The sequence below is a fragment of the Rhizobium sp. ZPR4 genome (assembly GCF_040215725.1).
Classification (GTDB): Bacteria; Pseudomonadota; Alphaproteobacteria; order Rhizobiales; family Rhizobiaceae; genus Rhizobium; species Rhizobium rhizogenes_D.
Genome location: NZ_CP157968.1, coordinates 1058082 through 1079312, shown reverse-complemented (window position 1 = coordinate 1079312; position 21231 = coordinate 1058082). Strand labels below are relative to the sequence as shown.

21 protein-coding genes and 1 pseudogene are annotated in these 21231 nt (G+C 58.6%); 11 read left to right on the top strand and 11 right to left on the bottom strand.

Going from position 1 to position 21231, the window contains the following annotated elements:
- The first annotated feature begins 60 nt into the window (after nt 1-60).
- Genes ABOK31_RS24575 through ABOK31_RS24545 form a run of 7 tightly spaced genes read left to right on the top strand, consistent with a single transcriptional unit; the run spans nt 61 to nt 6776 of the window.
- The gene (locus ABOK31_RS24575) at nt 61-858 is read left to right on the top strand and encodes an ATP-binding cassette domain-containing protein (protein WP_174182362.1); all 798 of its coding nucleotides are present in this window, start codon (nt 61-63) and stop codon (nt 856-858) included.
- A gap of 2 nt (nt 859-860) precedes the next feature.
- Nucleotides 861-1868 carry an ABC transporter permease gene (locus ABOK31_RS24570; protein ID WP_349961285.1) on the top strand — a complete coding sequence of 336 codons (1008 nt, stop codon included), beginning with the start codon at nt 861-863 and terminating at the stop codon, nt 1866-1868.
- Between the two features lie 5 nt (nt 1869-1873).
- The gene (locus ABOK31_RS24565; protein ID WP_349961283.1) at nt 1874-2962 is read left to right on the top strand and encodes a phosphotriesterase-related protein; all 1089 of its coding nucleotides are present in this window, start codon (nt 1874-1876) and stop codon (nt 2960-2962) included.
- Nucleotides 2963-2987: 25 nt separating this feature from the next.
- The gene (locus ABOK31_RS24560; protein WP_349959263.1) at nt 2988-3758 is read left to right on the top strand and encodes a glutamine amidotransferase; all 771 of its coding nucleotides are present in this window, start codon (nt 2988-2990) and stop codon (nt 3756-3758) included.
- 5 nt (nt 3759-3763) lie between these two features.
- Nucleotides 3764-4678 carry a ribokinase gene (locus ABOK31_RS24555; RefSeq protein WP_349959261.1) on the top strand — a complete coding sequence of 305 codons (915 nt, stop codon included), beginning with the start codon at nt 3764-3766 and terminating at the stop codon, nt 4676-4678.
- Nucleotides 4675-5517 carry a BtpA/SgcQ family protein gene (locus tag ABOK31_RS24550; protein WP_349959259.1) on the top strand — a complete coding sequence of 281 codons (843 nt, stop codon included), beginning with the start codon at nt 4675-4677 and terminating at the stop codon, nt 5515-5517. The genes ABOK31_RS24555 and ABOK31_RS24550 overlap by 4 nt, the downstream gene beginning before the upstream one ends.
- A complete protein-coding gene (locus tag ABOK31_RS24545; protein WP_349959257.1) occupies nt 5514-6776 on the top strand; it encodes a Zn-dependent hydrolase in 1263 nt (420 codons plus the stop codon). Before ABOK31_RS24550 ends, ABOK31_RS24545 begins: the two co-directional genes overlap by 4 nt.
- A 110-nt stretch (nt 6777-6886) precedes the next feature.
- On the opposite strand, the gene ABOK31_RS24540 is transcribed toward ABOK31_RS24545, so the two are convergent.
- The 3 genes and pseudogenes from ABOK31_RS24540 to ABOK31_RS24530 form a co-directional block, all read right to left on the bottom strand.
- Entirely contained in the window at nt 6887-7882 is a 996-nt protein-coding gene (locus ABOK31_RS24540; RefSeq protein ID WP_349959255.1) for an aldo/keto reductase, read from the bottom strand.
- A gap of 316 nt (nt 7883-8198) precedes the next feature.
- Nucleotides 8199-8980, bottom strand: a pseudogene (locus tag ABOK31_RS24535) (SDR family oxidoreductase).
- A 70-nt stretch (nt 8981-9050) separates the two neighbouring features.
- On the bottom strand, nt 9051-9581 hold the full coding sequence (locus ABOK31_RS24530) for a TetR/AcrR family transcriptional regulator (protein WP_349959253.1): 531 nt from the start codon (nt 9579-9581) through the stop codon (nt 9051-9053).
- Between the two features lie 461 nt (nt 9582-10042).
- On the opposite strand from ABOK31_RS24530, the gene ABOK31_RS24525 reads away from it, so the two are divergent.
- The 4 genes from ABOK31_RS24525 to ABOK31_RS24510 all read left to right on the top strand — a co-directional run bounded on the left by ABOK31_RS24525 (nt 10043) and on the right by ABOK31_RS24510 (nt 14773).
- Nucleotides 10043-12241 carry a molybdopterin cofactor-binding domain-containing protein gene (locus ABOK31_RS24525; protein WP_349959251.1) on the top strand — a complete coding sequence of 733 codons (2199 nt, stop codon included), beginning with the start codon at nt 10043-10045 and terminating at the stop codon, nt 12239-12241.
- A gap of 17 nt (nt 12242-12258) precedes the next feature.
- The gene (locus ABOK31_RS24520; RefSeq protein ID WP_349961281.1) at nt 12259-12723 is read left to right on the top strand and encodes a (2Fe-2S)-binding protein; all 465 of its coding nucleotides are present in this window, start codon (nt 12259-12261) and stop codon (nt 12721-12723) included.
- Entirely contained in the window at nt 12720-13331 is a 612-nt protein-coding gene (locus tag ABOK31_RS24515; protein ID WP_349959249.1) for a hypothetical protein, read from the top strand. Before ABOK31_RS24520 ends, ABOK31_RS24515 begins: the two co-directional genes overlap by 4 nt.
- A gap of 125 nt (nt 13332-13456) precedes the next feature.
- Nucleotides 13457-14773, top strand: coding sequence for an alginate export family protein (locus tag ABOK31_RS24510; protein WP_349959248.1), 1317 nt, complete (start codon nt 13457-13459; stop codon nt 14771-14773).
- A gap of 99 nt (nt 14774-14872) precedes the next feature.
- On the opposite strand, the gene ABOK31_RS24505 is transcribed toward ABOK31_RS24510, so the two are convergent.
- From ABOK31_RS24505 to ABOK31_RS24470, 8 genes are all read right to left on the bottom strand, one after another.
- Nucleotides 14873-14989, bottom strand: a complete 117-nt coding sequence (locus ABOK31_RS24505; protein WP_349959246.1) for a hypothetical protein — start codon at nt 14987-14989, stop codon at nt 14873-14875.
- A 24-nt stretch (nt 14990-15013) separates the two neighbouring features.
- Nucleotides 15014-15223 carry a hypothetical protein gene (locus ABOK31_RS24500; protein WP_349959245.1) on the bottom strand — a complete coding sequence of 70 codons (210 nt, stop codon included), beginning with the start codon at nt 15221-15223 and terminating at the stop codon, nt 15014-15016.
- Between the two features lie 89 nt (nt 15224-15312).
- Entirely contained in the window at nt 15313-16014 is a 702-nt protein-coding gene (locus tag ABOK31_RS24495) for a YafY family protein (protein ID WP_349959243.1), read from the bottom strand.
- A gap of 61 nt (nt 16015-16075) precedes the next feature.
- Nucleotides 16076-17008, bottom strand: a complete 933-nt coding sequence (locus ABOK31_RS24490) for an NAD(P)-dependent alcohol dehydrogenase (RefSeq protein WP_349959241.1) — start codon at nt 17006-17008, stop codon at nt 16076-16078.
- Nucleotides 17009-17049: 41 nt separating this feature from the next.
- Complete coding sequence (locus ABOK31_RS24485; protein WP_174182345.1) at nt 17050-17427, bottom strand: nuclear transport factor 2 family protein; 378 nt, start codon at nt 17425-17427, stop codon at nt 17050-17052.
- 468 nt (nt 17428-17895) lie between these two features.
- Nucleotides 17896-19779 carry a monovalent cation:proton antiporter-2 (CPA2) family protein gene (locus ABOK31_RS24480; RefSeq protein WP_349959240.1) on the bottom strand — a complete coding sequence of 628 codons (1884 nt, stop codon included), beginning with the start codon at nt 19777-19779 and terminating at the stop codon, nt 17896-17898.
- Nucleotides 19776-20384 (bottom strand): NAD(P)H-dependent oxidoreductase, encoded by a 609-nt coding sequence (locus ABOK31_RS24475; RefSeq protein WP_349959238.1) that lies wholly within the window; start codon nt 20382-20384, stop codon nt 19776-19778. Before ABOK31_RS24475 ends, ABOK31_RS24480 begins: the two co-directional genes overlap by 4 nt.
- A 67-nt stretch (nt 20385-20451) precedes the next feature.
- Entirely contained in the window at nt 20452-21171 is a 720-nt protein-coding gene (locus ABOK31_RS24470) for a carboxymuconolactone decarboxylase family protein (RefSeq protein WP_349959237.1), read from the bottom strand.
- Nucleotides 21172-21231: the final 60 nt, after the last annotated feature.

Sequence of the window (21231 nt, the reverse complement as noted above, 5' to 3'; positions counted from 1 at the left end):
CGCTTCGGCCATGGCGTTGTGGCATCATGGCTGAGGCCATTTCCGCAAGGCAGCATTGATATGACAAACGCTGATACCTACCGCGTCAGGATGACCGGTATTTCCAAACGCTATGGCACGATGCAGTCGTTGGACAATGTATCGTTGACCTTGAAGCCGGGCGAGGTCCTTGGCCTTGTCGGTGACAACGGCGCCGGTAAATCGACCTTGAGCAAGGTTCTTTCGGGCGCGGTGATCCCGGATTCGGGGACGATCGAGATCGACGGCAAACCGGTTTCCTTTACTTCGCCAGCCGACGCACGCGCTGCGCATGTCGAAATGGTCTATCAGGACCTGTCTCTTTGCGACACGGTCGATGTGGCGGGCAATCTCTTCCTTGGGCGTGAGCCGAAATGGAAGCTTGCGGGCATTCCGATCCTCGACAAAAAGATGATGCATGAACAGGCACGTCACATGCTGGAAGGACTTGGCATCGTCATTCCGGACACGCGTCTGAAGGTCGAAAATCTCTCAGGCGGCCAACGCCAGTCCATCGCGATCGGGCGTGCGGCTTCATTCAATCCATCGGTCCTCATCATGGACGAGCCAACGGCCGCCCTGGCTGTTGCCGAAGTCGAGGCGGTGCTGGAGCTCATCCGCACGGTCAGCGCCCGCGGCGTCAGCGTTATTCTGATCACGCATCGACTGCAGGATCTCTTCCTCGTCTGCGATCGCATCCAGGTGATGTATGAGGGGCAGAACGTCGCCGAGCGCCTTATCGCCGAAACGAACATCGAAGAAGTCGTCAACCTGATCGTCGGTCGCAAGTTCTCCGCGCGCTCGGCCGGCCAACATACCGAGCGAGGCGCTTCCGTATGACCATGACATCCTCTCACACCCAAACCAGCCCGTCGTCTCGCCTGCGCAAGGCACGTCTCTATGACAGGGCCATAGCCAATGGCGGTATCGTTTCGATCGCCTTGTTTTTCATCGTGGTCTGCGTCTTCTTCTCCCTCTTCACCAATGTCTTCCTGACCGCACCTAATCTCTTGAACGTCCTCAGGCAGTCGGCACCCTTGTTGATCGTCGCAGCAGCCATGACCTTCGTCATCACCACAGGTGGCATCGATCTTTCGGTTGGATCCGTATTGGCCCTTGCCGCCACGCTTTCGGCGGCCTGTCTTCAGGCGGGAATCGCTTGGCCTGTTGTCGTTGTTCTGATGATGCTTCTTGGCGCTGCGACCGGGCTGATTCAGGGATATTTCATCGCCTATGAGCGGATTCCGGCCTTCATCGTCACGCTGGCTGGGCTATCGGTCATCAGAGGCCTCGCACTTCTCATCACCGGCGGCTACTCGATCCCGGTCGCTCCGGAAAGCCCGTTCACGGCGATTGGCCAGGCCTGGTTCTTTGGCGTTCCAGCACCGGCAATGATTGCGATCGTTGCTCTTGCCGCAGCCTATGTCGCCTTCAATGAAACGCCCTTCGGGCGATATGTCACCGGCATCGGTGCCAATGCCGAGGCGGTGCGCCGCGCCGGCGTCAACACGCGACGCGTCACCTTGTTCGTCTATGTAATATCGGGTGTCGCTGCCTCGATCGCCGGCATCATTCTTGCCGCACGCCTGGGGTCGGGTTCTTCAAATGCCGGGCAAGGCTTCGAGCTCGATGTCATCGCTGCGGTGGTGCTGGGTGGCACGAGCCTGTTCGGTGGACGCGGTTCGGTCGTCGGCACGGTGCTCGGCGCTTTGACCGTTGCCGTCATCTCCAACGGCCTGATCCTCTCGCACATGTCGCCCTTCTTCACGCCGATCGTAACCGGCGTCATCATCCTCGTGGCGATCTGGTTGAACTTCCGCCTTTTCAAGGGCGCAACGAGGAGCCGCTGAGTATGATGGATCATCTCTTTGCCGACACGGCCAGAATGCGTCATGCCATCGGCGTTCACACCGGCTGCGCGATGACCGTGCTCGGTCCCATCCCCGTCGCTGATATGGGGATCACGCTCATGCATGAGCACATCTTCCTTGACGGAGCGACCTCATGGAAGTGCCCTTGCCATCCTGACGAAAAGGCGATCGCCGAACAGCCGGTTGGAATAGAGATCATCGGCGAGTTGCGGATGAACCCCTATATGAATCGCGACAACGTCTCGCTGGACGATCAGGATCTGGCCCTTGCCGAACTTTCTCGCTTCCAGAAGCTCGGCGGCCATACCGTGGTGGAAACCACCAACTTTGGCATAGGACGCAATGCCGAACAGTTGCGCCGCATCGCCCGCATGTCCGGTCTGAAGATCATCATGGGGACGGGCTTCTATCTGGAGCACACCCATCCGGAGTGGCTGAAGGCCATGGATCTGGACGAGGTCACCGCCTTCATCGTCAACGACGTCGGCGGCGGCGAGACCCAGCCCGACATCATGGCCGGCATCATTGGCGAGGTCGGCGTCAGCAAGGACTTTACGGCCGAGGAGCAAAAATCCCTGCGGGCATCGGCGCGAGCATCGCGGCTGACAGGCCTGCCGCTGTCCATCCATTTGCCGGGATGGGAGCGCCTTGCCCATCGTGTGCTGGATGTGGTCGAGAAGGAAGGCGCGGATCTGCGCCACACCGTGCTCTGCCACATGAATCCCAGCCACGATGATCTCGACTATCAAAAGAGCCTCGCAGAACGCGGCGCATTCCTGGAATATGACATGATCGGCATGGACTATTATTACGCCGATCAGGATGCTCAATCGCCATCGGACGAGGAAAATGCCAGGGCGCTCCGGGCGCTCGTCGATCTTGGTTTTGCCGATCGCCTGCTTTTGTCGCAGGACGTCTTTCTCAAGATCATGCTGACCCGCTATGGCGGCTTCGGCTATGGCTACATTCTCAAGCATTTCCTGCCGCGACTGAAGCGTCACGGCGTCGATCAGCAGGCGATCGACCAGATGCTGATCACCAACCCCCAATCGGTATTTTCCGCCTCGGCCTGAAGGTCGAGTGCATCAAGGAGCAGACATGAGCAAGAAAAAGGTTCTTCTAGCGGGTGAATCATGGGTTTCGACCGCCACCCACATCAAGGGTTTCGACCAGTTTCCGACGGTGACCTATCACACCGGTGCCGACGAGTTGCTGAAGGCATTGAAGGGCAGTGCCTTTGACGTCACTTTCATGCCGGCCCATGAGGCACAGCGCGATTTCCCGCTGACGGCCGAAGCACTCGCGGAATATGACGCGATCGTTCTGTCCGATATCGGCGCCAATACGCTGCTACTGCATCCCGATACCTGGATTCATTCCAGGAGGACGCCGAACCGGCTGAAGCTGCTGCGCGACTACGTTGCAAATGGCGGCGCGCTGTTGATGTTCGGCGGCTATTACAGCTTCCAGGGCATCAATGGCGGCGCGCGCTATCATAAAACGCCGGTCGAGGAGGTGCTGCCGGTGAGCTGCCTGTCAATCGATGACCGCGTCGAGGTTCCCGAGGGATTTTCGCCTGTCGTAACGGGCGATAACAATCACCCGGTCCTCAAAGGCCTCGGGAAAGACTGGCCCTACCTTCTCGGTTTCAACGAGGTCAAGGTGAAGCAGGGAGCTGAGGTGCTTGCGACGGTTTCAAGCGAATATGGTTCGCAGCCACTTTTGGTAACCGGCACCTATGGCGCTGGCCGGACGCTCGTCTGGACTTCGGATGTCGGCCCGCACTGGCTGCCGCCCGAGTTTATCGCCTGGAACGGCTACAAGACGCTCTTCGAGCAGATGCTGGCCTGGGCAACACTCAAGGACTGACGCCTATGCGCCTCCATGTCGTTGGCAATGTCTGCGTCGATACGAGCTTCCGGCTGACGCGCCTCCCGCGTCCGGGGGAAACGCTCAACGCGCGCTCGACAGTTGAAGGCATCGGAGGCAAGGGCACCAATCAAGCCGTCGCGGCCGCGCGAAGTGGTGCCGTTGTATGCCTCTGGGCTCCGCTGGGCGACGACGACATCGCGGGCAGAGTGACCGAGATGCTGAAGAGCGACCTTGAGGTCGATCAACTGGTGCGTCTGCCTTTTCCCACTGATCGCTCGACGATCCTGGTGGAAGAAGGTGGCGAAAACACCATCGTCAGCGCTGTCGCCTGTGCGCGAGCCTTCGATCCGGTTCGGCAAACGGCCCTCGCCAAGACCTGGAACAAGAATGACATCCTGTTGATGCAGGGCAACCTGTCGCGGGAGGTCACCGCTACCTGCCTGAAACTTGCCAAAGAGTCAGGTCTGAAGACGGTGCTCAATGCGAGCCCGCTGTCGGACTTGAAGGTCGAAGATCTTGCCGATGTGGATCTTGTGATTGTCAATCAAGGTGAAGCATCCGCGCTGACAGGCCGAGAAAGCCCGGCGATGGCGGCAGACCTGCTCTCTGACAAAAGGGCGAGAAACGTCGTCGTGACCCTTGGAAGTCAAGGAGGCATCGTTTGGGATCAGGCAGATCATGCTCCCATTATTCTTGAGGCGCAAAAGTGTGCCGTCGTCGATACCAGCGGTGCCGGTGACTGTTTTGCGGGCGTCCTCGTCGGCTTGCTCGCACAGGGAGAAAACTTGGTCGCGGCCGCAAAGTTGGCGACCAAGGCCGCCGCCATCTCAGTCGCCCGGCCTGGAACGCTCGCCTCCTATCCCTCGCGGGCGGAAATTTCGGAAATCATCAAGAGATCAGAACTGGAAAACACATGAGTGGGACAATGAAACCCATCGGGCAGCTAGCGGGCAACGCCCTCATCGATCTTTTCGGGCGTGACAAGGCGATCATCGGCGTCGTTCACCTGGCGCCGCTTCCCGGTGCGCCGCGCTACTCCGGCGAGGAGATCGAGGCCGTCTACCGGCGCGGACTTGACGACGCCCGCGCCTATCTTGCAGGTGGCTGCGATGCCGTGATCATCGAGAACCATGGCGATATTCCCTTTTCGAAGCCCGATGATATCGGTCCCGAAACCTCGGCCTATATGGCCGTCATCTCCGATCGTATCCGCCGTGAACTCGGCGGTCCGATCGGCATCAATGTTCTTGCCAATGCTGCCGTTCCGGCGCTTGCAATCGCCAGCGCGGCAGGCGCAGGCTTCGTTCGCGTCAATCAATGGGCAAACGCCTATGTCGCCAATGAGGGCTTCATAGAAGGGGAAGCCGCCCGCGCGATGCGCTATCGTGCACGGCTCAATGCCCATGGCATCCGCATCTTCGCCGATGCCCATGTCAAACATGGGGCGCATGCCATCGTTGCGGACCGACCGGTCGAGGAACAGGTCAAGGATCTTGTCTTCTTTGATGCGGATGTGGTTATCGCCACAGGGCAAAGGACGGGACATGCAGCCGATCTCGACTACATAAGAATGATCAAGCAGGCGGCGGGCCTGCCGACGCTCGTCGGCAGCGGTGTGACGCCAGACAATGTCAATGACATTCTGTCGGTCGCCGATGGCGTGATTATCGCAAGCTCTCTGAAGTACGATGGGGTCTGGTGGAATGCGGTCGATCCGCTGCGGGTGACGAACTTCGTGGCAGGCATCCGCCGATGAATGCATGCCCGAAGATCAATGCGCCGCGTCTGCTACAGCGTATTGCCGATTTTGCAGCCGTCGGGGCAACCCCAGCAGGCGGGGTGAACCGTCAGGCGCTGAGCGCGGAGGATCGCGCAGCGCGGCGGCTGCTTGCGGAGTTGGCCACTGCACGTGGATTCAGCATTCACCAGGATGCGATTGCCAACCTGTTCATCCGGCGCAAGGGACATGATCATTCACTGCCCCCCGTGTTGATTGGTAGCCATCTCGACAGTCAGCCCACGGGAGGTCGGTTCGATGGTGCGCTTGGCACGCTGTCCGCCTTCGAGGTATTGGAATCGTTGGAGGATGCGGGTGTCGTTACGGAACGATCCATCGAAGTCGTGTCTTGGACCAACGAGGAAGGTAGCCGTTTCTCTCCCGGCTGCATGGGCTCGATGGCTTTTGTCGGCGCGGGCGACATACGCGGATGGCAGGATATGCATGGCGTCGATGGTGCAAGATTCAGCGATGAACTCGCAGCAACATTAAATGCACTGCCGGAAGCCGCGACACAGCCGCTTGGCCATGCCGTGTCCGCCTTCGTTGAGGTGCATATCGAGCAAGGACCCGTACTCGAGCGTGCGGGCATTCCGATCGGCCTCGTCACCGGCGTACAGGGAACCAGGTGGCTTGAGATTTCCTTCAGCGGCGAGGCGGCCCATGCGGGCACGACCCCGCTGGAATTCCGCAGAGATCCCATGGCAGCCGCCGTTGCCGCGATCGCGCAACTGCAGCTAGCCGTGATGCCAACCGATCCAATGGCGCGGCTGACCGTTGGCCGAATGACCATCGAACCCAGCTCCGTCAACGTCATTCCGAGCAGGGTCACATTCACCATAGACATTCGCCATCCGCAGGAAGACGTGCTTTCTGCCATCGAGGCACAGGTCGATGCGGAATGTCGCGCGTCGGCAGAACGCCACATGGTCGGTGTCCACATCGAAAAGCGTTTCGACTTGGCGCCCGGAAAGTTCGACACGGCCATTGTCGATGTGATCGACCACGCTTGTGAGAGGCTCGGAGTTTCCAGCATGAAGTTGGTCTCGGGAGCCTTCCACGACGCACATTTCATTAGCCGCGTTGCGCCGACGGCGATGGTCTTTGTCCCGTGCCGAGACGGCATCAGCCATAATGAGGCTGAGTTCGTCACGTCAGAAAATATTGAAACGGGCGCAAAGATACTGCTTGAAACCGCCCTTTCCCTAGCTCGAGGAACGACAATAAATTCCGCTTAAGACCGTCCGACGATAGCTAAGATATCGGAACAAAACTGGCGCAAGCGAACGCCCGTCGCGTTGACCGCCAACTCCAGTGACGATCTGCCTCTCGGTATATATGCGCCGATCTACAGGTCAGTCAGCGCCTGATCGATTTCCGCCATCACATCTGCTGGCAACGGTCCCTTTGCCAGCGCTCCGGCGTTTTCCTCGACTTGGGCAACCGTACGAAAGCCGGGAATTGGCAGCGTGCGCGGCGAACGCGCCCACAGCCAGGCAAGCGCACCCTGCGTGAGCGTGCGACCGTCCTCAGTCAGCAGATTGCGGACTGCTTCCAGGCGAGCGGCAAATTCAGGAGCAATCCTGCCGTCCTTGAAGTAGACCATCCAGTCGAGGCTCGCACCACGCACATCCTTCTCGCCGACAGCCTTGTCAGGCGTGAACTTGCCGCTGAGCAGCCCCATGGCGAGCGGACCGCGATTGATGGAGATCAGACCATTGCGCTCAATGACATCGATCATCGCCGGAACCGGCTCGAAAACGTTCATCGTATGCTGAATCGAGACGAACCCTGCGCGATGCGCATGACGAGCAGCCCGATCTGGATAGTCCGTGCTCCAGCCGAAAGCATCAATCTTGCCGTCGGCTCGGAGCGCTTCGAGTATCTCAAAGACCTCGTCCGACGCTTCGAGCGGAAAATCGTTAAGATGGAACTGCAGCAGATCCAGCCGATCGCGGCGCAGGCGGCGCAATGACGTCTCAGTAGACTGCCGGATAAAGGCGGGATCGGAAAAGGCACCCGTCGCTTGCCTGGTCCTCTCGTCCGTCGCGAAGCCGAATTTGGTGGCGATGACGATATCGTCCCGATTGCCGAGCGCCCTGCCGACCACCTCTTCGGAATGCCCGGCCCCGTAATTCGAGGCGGTGTCGAAGAAGCGAATACCGAGATCCACCGCCCGGTCGATGGCACGGGCCGATTCATCATCATCGACTTCGCCCCAGCCGAGCGGCACATCGCCAGCGTAAAACGGTCCGCCGATTGCCCAGCATCCCATGCCCAGGCGCGGAATTTCCCGGTCATTCCAGAGTGTCATTGTGGTCGCGCTATCGGGTTTGGTCAGCATGTCATCCTCCACGAGCATCTACCGTTGCAGGCAGACATAGGGAGATATGCCTGAGTGATAAACAGCCAAATCTGCAGGATGTTTTTCATCAATGAAAAACAGTTGGCTGCGTTCAATTCGAGGAACGACACACAAATAAGATGGACCGCTGAGTCTACGGTTTACAAGATTTCTTCCGCCATTTCCTTGAACTGGCGAGCATTGCGGTAAAAAAAGCAAAAATCGCGCACTCAGTGAGAATGAAATGAAGATCAACCAAGCCTCAGAACACCTGACCTACGACATACTTGTCTCTTATCTTCATGATACCGTATTTTCAGAGTGCCTTGAGCGTGCCGCCGTCGATGACGTAGTCAGCGCCGACTACATTCGGAATCCTGTCGGAAGCAAGGAAAGCTATCAGGTTGGCCACCTCGTCGGCTTCGGTGATCCTACCGCTTGTCATTTGGAAACGAGCAGGTATTTCAGATAAAAGCGCCTCGTGAGTGACACCGAAGGCGGCTGCAACCGTGCTGCCGAAGCTGTCCGCCCCCTCCCAAAGCGACGTGCGCACCGCGCCTGGTGATACCGTGTTAATCCGCACGCCTTGAGGGCCGAACTCCTCTGCAAGCGATTTACTAAATGCTGTCAGCGCGGTTTTGCCGTAGTGTAGGCTATAGGCCCGGCCGATGGCACTTTCGAGTTGATCGACGATACGTTGATCATCGCACCCCGACTTTTAAGCAGTGCTGGCAATACAGCGCGGCTCATCCATACGGCGCTCATCAGGGTGATATCGAGATTGGCGTGCCATTGCTCGTCGGTGACATCAAGGAATCCGCCAAGGGCGACTGCATCACCTGCACCGACATTGTTGACGAGAATATCAATGCGATCGGACCGGCTGGAAATGTGAGCCATAAGCTTCGGCGCCCCTTCTGCGCTGGACAGGTCCACCGCAAGAGCATCAGGGCTTAGCGCCAGTAGCTCCGGTGTCACAGTCCTGGCCGCGCCAAAAACCTTGACGCCTTCCTGCACGAGCACCTTGACCGTTGCCAGCCCAATGCCGCGGCTCGCTCCGGTTACAATCGCCGTCTTGCCTTCGAGGCCGAGTTTCATATTCATTCCTTTCTGTAGCTTTGGGTACATAATTATGCGTGCTAATTTCGATTTAGATTCCCGCTAGTTTTCAGAGGAGACGAAGAGCCGTTTCGATCGCGCGTTCAAGCCTGTCCGGGGTGTCGGCTACCAATCCGGCAATCCGCAAACCAACGATAGTTGTCAACAACAGGCTCGCCAGCGAAACCGCATCTATATCGCTGCGGAACTCGCCCGCCGCCTGGCCCTCCCCGATCAGCTTCACCAGGGCGGCCTCCGTCCTGTTAAACATTGCCTGGACAATGCGGAGCGCGCTTTCGTCCGATGCGGCCAATTCGGCGGCCGCGTTAACCGCCATGCAACCCTTCCTCACAGGCCCGTCCAGATCGAACTTGATGAGCTGCTCCAGAGCACCTTTCAGCTTGGCCCTAGCCGATATCGGCTGCTTCAGAAACTCTACCAACGCCTCGGCCTGAGAAGCGCGATACCGCTCCAGGCACAGTTCGAACATGTGATGTTTGCTTTTGAAGTAGTTGTAAAAACTGCCTTTTCCTATACCGGCAGCCTCTAACAAATCCTGTGGGGTGGTGCTCGCATAGCCCTTTTGCCAGAACACCTCCATTGCTCTGTCAATCGCTGTATCGGGGTCAAATTCGAACGGTCTAGCCATAAACAACCGATAGCAATTATGTACTCCTAGGTAAACAATTTTTGCGAGGGCAGTATTCGTTATCGCTGCTTGGTGTCGTGTAGCATCCACGCCCCGCTATTTTGCTCTTGATGGAATTCGAACGGGCGACTAGCCGAATCTGCCCGCCAAACGACTGAAATCATTCACAGAAACCATCAAATGCGTCTATGATCGCAGTAGACATCGAGCATGTTTCAGTTCAGCAACGAAGAGCTCCATCGCCATTTATCGTAGATCTCCAATCTACCTGATGGGGAAAACTTATCACCACTGATAGCTGGGGTTCCTGACTATAAGATTCCTTCAAGGGCAGAGGACTATGGAGTTCGGTGGCGCTCCGGCAGCGCGTTTGACGTCCGTAGTTTCTGCTGAAATCCGGCGGAATCAAACCTATGCTCGACACTCCTTCGACTGACGCTATTCAACTCGACCGGCGCCGTTTCATCCAGTGTACCGCGTTGATGGCGGGCGGATTCATGCTGGGTCTTTCATCCTCCGTAAAGGCAGCGAAGCTGATCGGAGCCGCAACTACTCGGGCGCCTGCCGGCGAAGTCGCTCTCAATGCATGGGTACGGGTTCAATCCGACAATACAGTGACCGTCATCGTCAGCCAGGCCGAAATCGGCCAGGGCATCAGTACCACTCTCCCCGCGGTACTCGTCGATGAACTCGGTGCCGACTGGTCGAACGTCCGGCTGGAAACGGCGCCCTATGATCCTGCCTACGCCAATCCGCTGTTCAAATGGATGTTCACCGGCAACAGCATGAGCATCCAGGTCTTCTACGACATCATGCGCACGGTCGGCGCGAGCGCTCGCGAAATGCTGATGGCGGCGGCGAGCCAGGCATGGGGACTTCCGGCTTCGGAACTGGCCGCCGAGAAGAGCTTTATCGTCCACGCTTCGAGTGGAAAACGCGCGACCTTCGGAGAGCTGGCGGCGGCGGCGGCGAAAATCACGCCGCCGGAAAAGCCAATGCTCAAGCAAGACGCCGAGCTGCAGCTGGTCGGACGAGAGGTGCCTCGGGTCGACGTTCCCGCCAAGGTCGATGGATCAGCCGTTTTCGGGATCGATTTCAGGGTACCCGGCATGCTGAACGCCGCGGTGCGCACCGGGGCGGCCTTCGGATCAGTGCTCGACCTTAACAACCGCGATGCATTGCTGCGGATGCCAGGTGTCGTCGCGGTCGTGCCTGTCGAGGGAGGCTTTGCTGTTGTCGCGGACACCTACTGGCATGCCCGTAGTGCCATGCTTAAGGCCGAGACAAGCATCCATGAGCCCGCGTCCTCCACCGCGAAGGCAAACACGCCGGCTCTGGGCACTGAATACAAGGCCCGCCTCGACACCGGACCCTTCGCGACTGCGGTTGACGAGGGGCAGGCTCCTGCGCGCATCGCCGCCTCGAAAAAGACGGTGGAACAGGACTACGAGAACCCATTCCTTGCCCACGCGACGATGGAACCGATGAACGCGGTCGCGCATGTGACGGACGATCATTGCGTGGTGTGGGCGCCGACGGCAGGTCAGAACCTCGCGTGGTATGCATTGCAGGCTGCACTTGGGCTCAAAGGCGAACAGGTGGAAGTGAACCGGACGCCCTACATGGGCGGCGCGTTCGGCCGGCGTTCGCTCGCCGATTTCATCGTCCAGGCGGCGTTGATTTCCAAAGCGGTAAAGGCCCCGGTCAAGGTCCTCTGGGACCGTGAAGAAGACATGCGCAGGGACGGCTATCGTCCCGCGACGATGGTGAAACTGACAGCGGCACTTGAGCCGAATGGCTTGCCGGAGGCAATCGTCGCCCGCGTGGTATCGCCGACCATTATCAGTCTGTGCAATCCCATGATGATCGATGAGATCAAGAAGACCCATATCGATCCGTTCTGCATCGAGGGCATGAAGGAAACCCCTTATGCGATCGACCATCGCCAAGTGGATTTTCATCTGCTGGAAACGGATGTTCCCACGTCGGTCATGCGAACAACTGGCTATGGGCCGAATATATTCGCCTTCGAAAGCTTCATCGACGAACTGGCTGGCCTGGCGAAGCAGGACCCCTACGCCTACCGGCGGCAACTTTTGCGTTCCAACGCCAAGGCGTTGAAGGTCCTCGATCGCGCGGCCGAACTCAGCTCCTGGAACCAGCCCCTTGCGAAGGGCCACGGCCGGGGCCTCGCATTTGCACTCGCATTCGGAACACTGATCGCTCAGGTGATTGAGGTCCATGTGCGTGGCAATGAGGTAAAGGTCGAGCGGGTCACGTCCGTCGCTGATCCGGGCCGGGTGTTCGATCCGGGGATCGCCAGGGCCAACATCGAAGGCGGCACCGTATTCGGATTGGCGGGCTGCAAGTCAGAGGTGACTTTCGCGGACGGTGCAGTCCGTCAAACCAACTTCGACACGTATGCCATGCCTTATCTTGGCGAATGCCCGGAACTCATTACCGAATTCATTGAGAGCGGTGGACCACTCGGAGCGATGGGCGAAGTCAGCCCGGTCGTGACCGCTCCCGCACTCGCCAATGCGATTTTTGCGGCGAGCGGAAAGCGTCTTCGCACCATGCCCTTATCCCGAAACAATTTGCAATTTGCCTGACGACGACGGGAACCTCGATCATGAAATTCACCATAAACGGCCGTGACGTCGATATTGACGCTCCTCCCGACGAACCACTGCTCTGGGTCATTCGAGAGCTGGTCGGGCTTACCGGAACGAAGTTCGGCTGCGGCATCGGCGCATGCGGTGCGTGCACGGTCCATGTGGATGGCGAATCCGTGCGCTCCTGTACCTATCCGGCCGCGCTCCTCGAAGGCAAGCGTATCACCACGATCGAGGGCCTCTCGCCGGACCGGTCGCATCCGGTGCAGGTCGCATGGGTCAAGCATCAAGTTCCCCAATGCGGCTACTGTCAATCCGGGATGGTCATGTCAGCGGCCGCACTTCTCCTCAAGGTTCCTCATCCAAGCGATGAGGATATCAACCAGAGCATCACCAACATCTGTCGTTGCGGGACCTATTCGCGAGTGCGTCCGGCCATCCACACTGCGGCAGACCTCGCAGCGAAGGGCAAGCCATGACCTCTCTCGGGTATTCTTTCGCACACGGGGTCTTTGGCGCGTGCGCCATCAGCGCCATTGCCGTGGCGATCGCCGCTGTGGCCGCGCCATCTCCGTCCGCCAAGCGGGAAGACGGTTTGGCGCAATGGCGGGTGATGGAATCTGTCATGATGAGCCCGCGCTGCTCCAACTGTCATACGCAGACGAACTTCCCCCGCCAGGGCGACGATCGCCATCGGCATAATTTCGAAGTGGTGCGCGGGCCTGAGGGACACGGTGTGCCCGGCTCCCAATGCGCGATGTGCCACCACGACACCAATTCCGACGCATCCGGAGTCCCAGGCGCTCCGGGCTGGCACTTGGCGCCGCTGTCGATGCAATGGGAACGCGCACCGGGCGTGCCGATGACCAGTCGTGAACTCTGTGCCCTGATGAATGACCAAACCAGAAACGGTCATCGCAGCGCCGAACAGCTTGTCGAGCACAACGCGACCGAGGCACTCGTCTTGTGGGCCTGGTCACCCGGCAAGCGCGCGGATGGCACCCAACGCCAAACGCCTCCCATTAGTCACGACGCTTTTGTCGCCGCGACGCGGGCGTGGGCCAAGGCTGGGTCCCCCTGCCCTTGAAAATCGAGCGGCCTAAGATGTCGTTGAGAAGCGCTGACGGAGCCACACTTGCTCTATATGTCCTGTGTGCGCTCGCAGTTCCACACACAGCATCTGCTCAAGACCAAAGCCAGGAGCCTATTGCCTTGCGCCCCGCTATCATGTTCAACCGCTGGCAGGAAGATTGGGCGGTGCTCGCCGATCCGCGCGCTGCGCGTGAACCGCTCGACAAGCTCAAATATATCCCCCTCTCCGATGCCGATCCGCAGACCTATCTCTCTTTCGGCGCAGACACGCGTGACCGGTTCGAGTCCAACAATGCGCAAGGCTTTGGTATCGGTGGGAATCGAAGCCAGAACTATCCTCTCAGCCGCAACGAGTTTCATGCCGACCTCCACGTCGCAGATCAGCTGCAGCTCTTCTTGCAGCTCCAGAGCGATTTCGCGCCTTGGAAGAGCGTGCCGCTGCCGATCGACCAAAATCGTCTGGATCTGGAGCAGGCCTTCATTGCCGTTACGGAGCCCGTAGGGGATGGAACGCTGAGGCTGAGACTTGGACGTCAGCAAATCGGGTTCGACCTGCAACGCTTCGTATCTGTTCGTGACGGCCCCAACGTTCGCCAGTCCTACGACGGCGCCTGGACAGAGTACGAAACCGGCCCTTGGCGCTTTGAACTCTTATACAGTCTTCCGGTGCAAGTACGAGACGATGCGGCGTTCGACGACTATAGCAGCGTCGGTCAGCAGACATTCGCGGGCATGCGCGTCGAGCGCAAACTCTCCGACACCACAAGCATTAGCGCCTATTACGCAAAATTCACTCAGGCAGGCGGTCGCTATGCAAATGCATCAGGCGATGAGCGCCGGGACATTTTCGACGTGCGTGTCGCCGGTCGTGACAATCACATCGATTGGGATTTGGAGGCAATGAACCAAACGGGCCGTATAGGTTCTCGCCATATTGAGGCCTGGGCGTTCGGAGGTATTGCAGGCTACACATTTGCCGACGCGCCTTGGACGCCCAGACTGGGCATTCAAATCGATGCTGCATCCGGCGACAGCAAATCGGAGGGGGGCAATTTCGGCACCTTCAATCCGCTGTTTCCCAACGGAGCATATCTTATGCTCGCGGGATACACGGGCTACTCCAATCTCGTCCATGTGAAGCCTTCGCTCACGCTATATCCCACCTCGTCAGTGAAGGTCATGCTCGCTGCGGCGGCTCAGTGGCGCGAGAACACGGCGGATGCGATCTATACCTATCCCGCAGTTCCTGTGCCGAACACCGCCGGACGCCCTGGTGCCTATACCGGAAGCTACGGGCAGATACGACTCGACTGGACAGTAGACCGCACGACTTCGCTAGCGTTAGAGGCGGTGCATTTTGCGATCGGTGATGCCCTGCGACGTGCTGGCGGCCGCGATGCGAATTACGTTGGTGTAGAGTTCAAGCGCGGATGGTAGTGTCTGTCAGACCCGTGTAGATCAAGACGAGACGTTCTTGGTGCCTCGAAGGTCGCTTCGATTCCGGCTCTCGAAAGGCGTCCCGGTCAAACATGGAGTTCATCTCCCGTCGCCGACACTATCCAGAAACATCACGTTGAAGCCTAGCAGCATCGAGGCAAGACTTCTGGCGGCTTCATACTGCGAAGATGCATACCATTCCCGAGCGATGGTCATGGATGGGAACTCGATGGCGATCACCTAATGTTCGAGATCTGCGCCGTCGGCACTCTCGAGCTTTCCGCAGAGAGATGCGAACCTACCGCCGTAGAACTCGACCGAGGCGGCGGCCTGTTCCGTGTAGCGTTTGAGGGACTCAGGATGCGCGGAATCTCGATTCCACATCATGTAGTAAGCGACCATATTCCCCTGCTCGTCTGATTGTTGTTGTAGCACCTTGCCGACGGGCATGCATCGTCACTCGCAAGCCTACCGCGGCCACCTGACAGGGAATGTCAGCATGCGAGTGGCTGGCCATACGTGCCTGCAGATCCATCACCTCAGGACATTGCGGCCCTAGCCCGCTCCTCGGCTACCTGCGCGCGCCATTGCCCGTAGAGATCGCGGCGCTGGCCGGGATAGCGATCCGCCAATAGTTCCGCCTGCTGGATGCGATCGGTTCGGAACGCCCGGAAATCCTGACGCAGTTCGCACCAGGCGGCAATGACGCGCATCGTTTCAGCAAAGGCGATCCCGATCGGCCAGATGACCCGGTCGGTATCCGCCCCCTTGCCGTCCTTGTACACGATGCGCAGCTTCATTTGCTGCTGCATGGCCTTACGCAGGATCTTGAGGTCGATCGCCTCGTCCTTCCGTGACGGATAGGAAACATGGAAGTCAGTGTCATTGAGCTTATGGCGCAATTCCGAGGGGAGCACAGCCTCGATCTTGGCAAGCGCATTCTGGGCGGCGAACGACAGCTCGTCGTCGGTCTGGCGGCTCACCCATTGCACGCCGAGCGCGATCGCCTTGATCTCCTCCTCGGAGAACATCAGCGGCGGCAGCATGAAACCGGGCTTGAGCACATAGCCGAAGCCAGCCTCGCCTTCGATCTCCGCCCCCATGGACTGCAGAAGAATGATATCGCGATAGATGGTCCGCAGCGAGACACCCGTTTGCTGCGCCAGATAAGTCCCCGAAACCGCCTGCCGATGACGGCGGAGGATCTGAAGGATATCGAACAATCGCTGACTCTGGGACATAACCCTATCCTTCGACTCATCATGCTCCAGCCCATGCGGTGGGACTGGAGCATGACTCGTCCTAATCCATGCGGACGAGGACCTTTCCGTTGGCCTTGTGGCCGCTTTCCAGTGCCGTGATGATGCGGATTGCATCACTCAGCGGCACGATCTCTCCGATCGGAAGTCGTAGCTTGCCCCTTTCGGCGGCTTCGGCAATTCCGTCGAGAACATCCGCGCGGGCGGTACAGACAATCGGCTTCAGCTTGCGGCTGAAGATCGCACGGACGAACTTGCCTGGTGTCGGATTGATGTCCAGAAACACACCGCCGGACCGCAAAAGGCCGTAGGCTGTACCCGTGTCCATTGTGCCGGCCGTGTCGTAAATCACATCAAAGCGGTCTCTGATCCCCGAAAGATCGGTGGTGCGATAGTCGAACAACGGCTTCACACCCAGATCGGCCATGCGCAGCACGGCACTTGCGCTGCAGCTTCCGGCAACCGTCGCCCCAAGGGCCAATGCCAACTGCACGGCGGCCTCGCCGACCGCACCGGCACATCCATTGATGAAAACGTGCTGGCCAGCGGTTACTTTGGCTTTGTCAACGATACCGTTCCAGGCTGTGACACCCGGCGTGCCGAGACAGGCCGCTTCCTCGAAGGAGAGGGAATCCGGCTTCTTCGCGAGGAAGGTTTCCGGAGCGATGGCTGCTTCGCCGAGCGCACCACCGTCCTGAATCCTGACGGAACCGAAGACCGCATCGCCACGCTTGAAGCGGGTGACACCGGGTCCGACCGCCGTGACGATACCGGAGATATCGCTGCCCATGGCGCGCGGGAACTTCTTGCCGGTCATTATCTTCAGATAGCCGCTGCGCACTTTCCAGTCGATCGGATTGACGGAGGCGAAATTCACCTTCACCGCCATCTCGCCCTTGCCCAGCGGCCGAAGCTCGAAGTTTTCGAGTTTCATCTGCTCCGGGCCGCCGTATTGATAGTATTGAATCCGCTTCATGCTAGATCATTCCCCTTGAGGGTTGGCCTTGTGATGCAGACTTAATGCGGTTGAACCGCAGACATGTAGGCCGCATAGGGCGTGGCGTCGTAGATCACTTCCGTGGAAGCGATCTTGCCATCCTTGACCTGGATCAGCTCGGCGACGACCGAATGCGGGACAGGATAAGTTTCCACGACATAGACGAGCACAGCCTGCGTCTCGTCTCCATATGCCGCGCGGATGTCGAGCTTCTTGATCATGCGGGCAAAACCTTCCTGGAAGCCACGGAATGCAGCAGCCCCCGTGGTCTTGCCGATCGGCGAGATGCAGACGACGTCGTCTGCCGAAATCTTCATGATCGCGTCGACCTCCTTCTTTGCCATTGCCTCGCCATAGGCTCGGGCGATCTTTGCAGCGGTTGCGTTCTGTTCAGCCATGGTGTTGTCCTTTCCTAATCATCTGTTGGCTGAAACAGTTCTAGCTTGACCTTGCGACATCAGATGTCAGCATGTCACCTTCTTTGGTTGTATTTCGCCAGACAACGCAATCAAATAATACATCGGAAAACCCACTTTCCGCCACGGTTCCGGTGCTTTTCACGATCTTTTCACAGAGTGAATTTGATGTAATTCGACAAGCCGATTCCTCGCTGCGTGAACCGGCCGGATAATTTGTTCCCTACATGGGGAAGAAAATTCCACCATGAGGGTATTGACCGGCGCGCCTGCTGGATCGCATCGGAGGCATGGACTGGTCGATAAATCCCTGCGCAGAGATAAGCGACCGACCCCAACGATTCTGCGGGTTTGCTACTGACATTCTTCCAGCCTTGCAGTCCTCGGCGCATCGCCGTGAACCACGGATAGAAGCCATTCCATGTCGTTTCGGCAATATACGGAATGCTGCTAGCGCTCGTCCTGCGGCAGCCAGGCACGCCGCGTAGCTCCCCGGGCGGGCGCGCGGCTGACGGACATCTCTTCCTCTTCCTCGGCTCTAACTTGCCGTGCCAGAGCGACATAGGCCGGATTGGAGGTGAGAGAGCTCTCGGGATCGTAGAGTTCCGCCAGCCTTCGCATCGACCGCCGATCGCCCTTTACAAATGTTCGGACGATTTTCTCGGCCTCGTAGGGATGCACACCGAGCGCTTCGAGCGAGTATCGTCCCGCCCTTACGGCGCTATCGAATGTCTCGCGGACAATGTCGTTGCAACCAGCGTTGAAGAGTTCATAGACATTCAGCCGGTCATAGGCCCGCGCGACGATGTGAAGATCCGGACGCACATGCCGCGCATGTTTTACGATCGAAAGAGCATGATCCTTGTCATCGATCGCGACGACGAGAAGCTGCGCTTCGGAAAGGCCGGCGGCTTCGAGCAAGTCAGGGCGTGCGGCGTCGCCGAAAAAGGCCTTGACGCCGAAATGGGCAAGCGTGTCGACGGTCTCGGTGCTCAAGTCCAGGACGACGGTTTCATAGCCGTTGGAACGCAGCATACGATTGACGATCTGCCCGAACCTTCCGATGCCCGCGATGATCGCCACTCCTTTCACATCGATGGTATCCTCTTCGCGTTCCTGCTCGATCGTAATCAGCGGTACGATGACGCGATCAAAGAGCATGAAAAGAAGCGGCGTGAACAACATCGAGATCGCGACGACCAGCTGGAACAGGTCTGTCAGCGGCGCCGGGATAATCGCATTTTGCGCACAGAAAGATAGCAGGACGAAAGCGAACTCGCCGGTCTGCGCAAGTCCGATGGTAAATAGCCAGCGATCACTCCCGTGCAGCCGAAAGACCTGGCCGATCACCCAAAGGATCGAAGCCTTGACGAGTATGAGCAAGACCGTGAGGCCGACAATCAGGACTGGATTTGCAAAGAGCAGCGAGAAATCGATGCGCGCGCCCACCGTGATGAAAAATAGGCCGAGCAGAAGCCCCTTGAAGGGCTCGATATCGCTCTCCAGCTCGTGCCGGTACTCGCTGTTGGCAAGTACGACACCGGCAAGGAAAGTCCCAAGAGCCGGCGAAAGACCAACCAATGTCATCAGCAGGGCAATACCGACAACCAGCAGCAAGGCCGCGGCCGTAAACACCTCGCGCAACTTCGCCGACGCAATAAAGCGAAACAACGGTCGAGACAGATAGTGCCCTCCAACGACCACGAACGCAATTGCGGCGAGCGTCACAAGCGCCATTGCCCATTCCGGCAGACCTTCGAAAATCTGAAGCCCGGCCTGCTCATGCGCCGTCGCATCGATGCCACCAGCGTGAAGCAGGGCGGAGCTGGCCAAGAGCGGCAGAAGCGCCAGCATCGGGATGACCGATATGTCCTGAAACAGGAGCACCACGAAGCTCGCTTTGCCACCGTCGCTCTTCAGCAGGCCCCGTTCGGCCAGCGTCTGCAGGGCGATGGCGGTGGACGAACCCGTAGCCACCAGACCGATGGCGAGCCCCGCGCCCCAAGCAACACCGAATAGCCAGGCAACGCCCCATATGACGATTGTGGTTACCGCCAACTGCAAGCCACCCAAGCCCAGCAGGCGATGGCGCATTCCCCATAGCTGGCGCGGTTCCAGCTCGAGCCCGACCAGAAACAGCATCATGACGACGCCGAATTCCGCAAACTCCTGGATTTGTTGCGATTCCGCACCCACGAGACCGATCAGCGGCCCTATGCAAATTCCGGCGATCAGATAGCCCAGTACCGATCCGAGGCCTAGTCGCTTTGCCAGGGGGACTGCGATAACGGCGGCGCATAGATAGACGAAGGACTGAAAAAGCACGCTATTCATGACGCTTGTCCCATCAGCGCGGAGGAAAGATTGGCATCCGTTAGAATATCGGCGTGCTGCCCTGCCGCGATATCAAAGCGGTCATCACGCAACGCTTCGAGCAGCGTGACAAACCCCTCGATATGGGCCTTGCGCCTGGCATCCTCTACTCCGGCTGCGCCAAATAAAACATAGGGCGAAAGGAACGGCATACCGCACAGAGCTGCGGTGGCCTCGACGGGCGACAGCAGTTGCCGCAACGAGAACCGGTGCCGACCTTGATCGTAGGCTTCGGCGGACGCGCCCGCCGTGACCGCACAAAGCCATGGCTTGCCCCTCAGCGCAGTTCCCTTCTCGCCGTAGGCAAACCCATGTTCGAGAACGAGATCCTGCCATTCCTTGATCAGCGATGGCGGCGAGTACCAAAACAGCGGAAACTGAAGGACAAGTATGTCGTGTGCCGCGAGGCGTTCCTGCTCTCGGTCGATGTCGATCTCGTGGCGCGGATAATCCGCGTAGAGATCGACAACCGTGATGTCCGCGACCCGTTGCGCGGCTGCAAACATAAGGCGATTGGTGCGGGAATGCTGTATGGCAGGATGTGCGAAGATCAGCAGCGTCTTCATTCGGTCTCCGCGAAGAACTCACTAGAATGACATGCAATGGCAGGCAGATGAATCACCCTATCATCGATCAGCCTTGCGGTGCATCAAAGAACTGCGTCACGACCCGCGCAGCTTCGATGGCATTGCCCCAACCCGCATAAAATGCCGTGTGGCCGAGCAGTTCACCAATCTCAACTTTGGTAACTCCTTTAAGGATCGCCCGCTTCAGATAGGACGGCAGCGACGATGCCTGACCCGAGGCTGCGAGGATTGCAATCGATGCCAAGCCACGATCCCGCGGCGCAAGCCCTGGACGCAACCAGACGTTACGATATAGGAGATCATCGGTGAAATGTTGAAGTGCGGAAGACGCCGGCGCGATATTTGCCGCGATCATGGCGACGCGGGTTTCGTCGTTCGGTAGAGCCTCCTCGACCGTAAGCAGCTCGGGAGATAATTCGGGGAGTTGGTCCGAAGAAACTCCCCGCGCATCGAAGATCACCTTTAGCGCGGCAACGGCACCGAATGCGTAGGGCCAACTCGCGTAGAATGCCAAATGCGTGATCAGTTCCGAAAACTCCGCGGCCGTCAAACCGCTGTCGAGCGCCTTGTTAAAATAATAGGGATAGGCCATGGTTGCGTTGCGCGCCACAAGGGTCGCAACCGTGACCAGCGCCCGGTCTCGCTGAGCCAGCCCCGGCCTGTGCCAGAGTTCTTCCGTTATGTTTGCCTGGGTAAACGAGAGCAGGACGGGTGAAACTCCTGCAAGCATCTGTTCGAGCGGATTGCTGTTGGCTTCGTTGCCCATTTCACTGTCTCCCGCATGAAGCGATTGATGTCCGCAATACATTGTCTGACGCCTCATTCC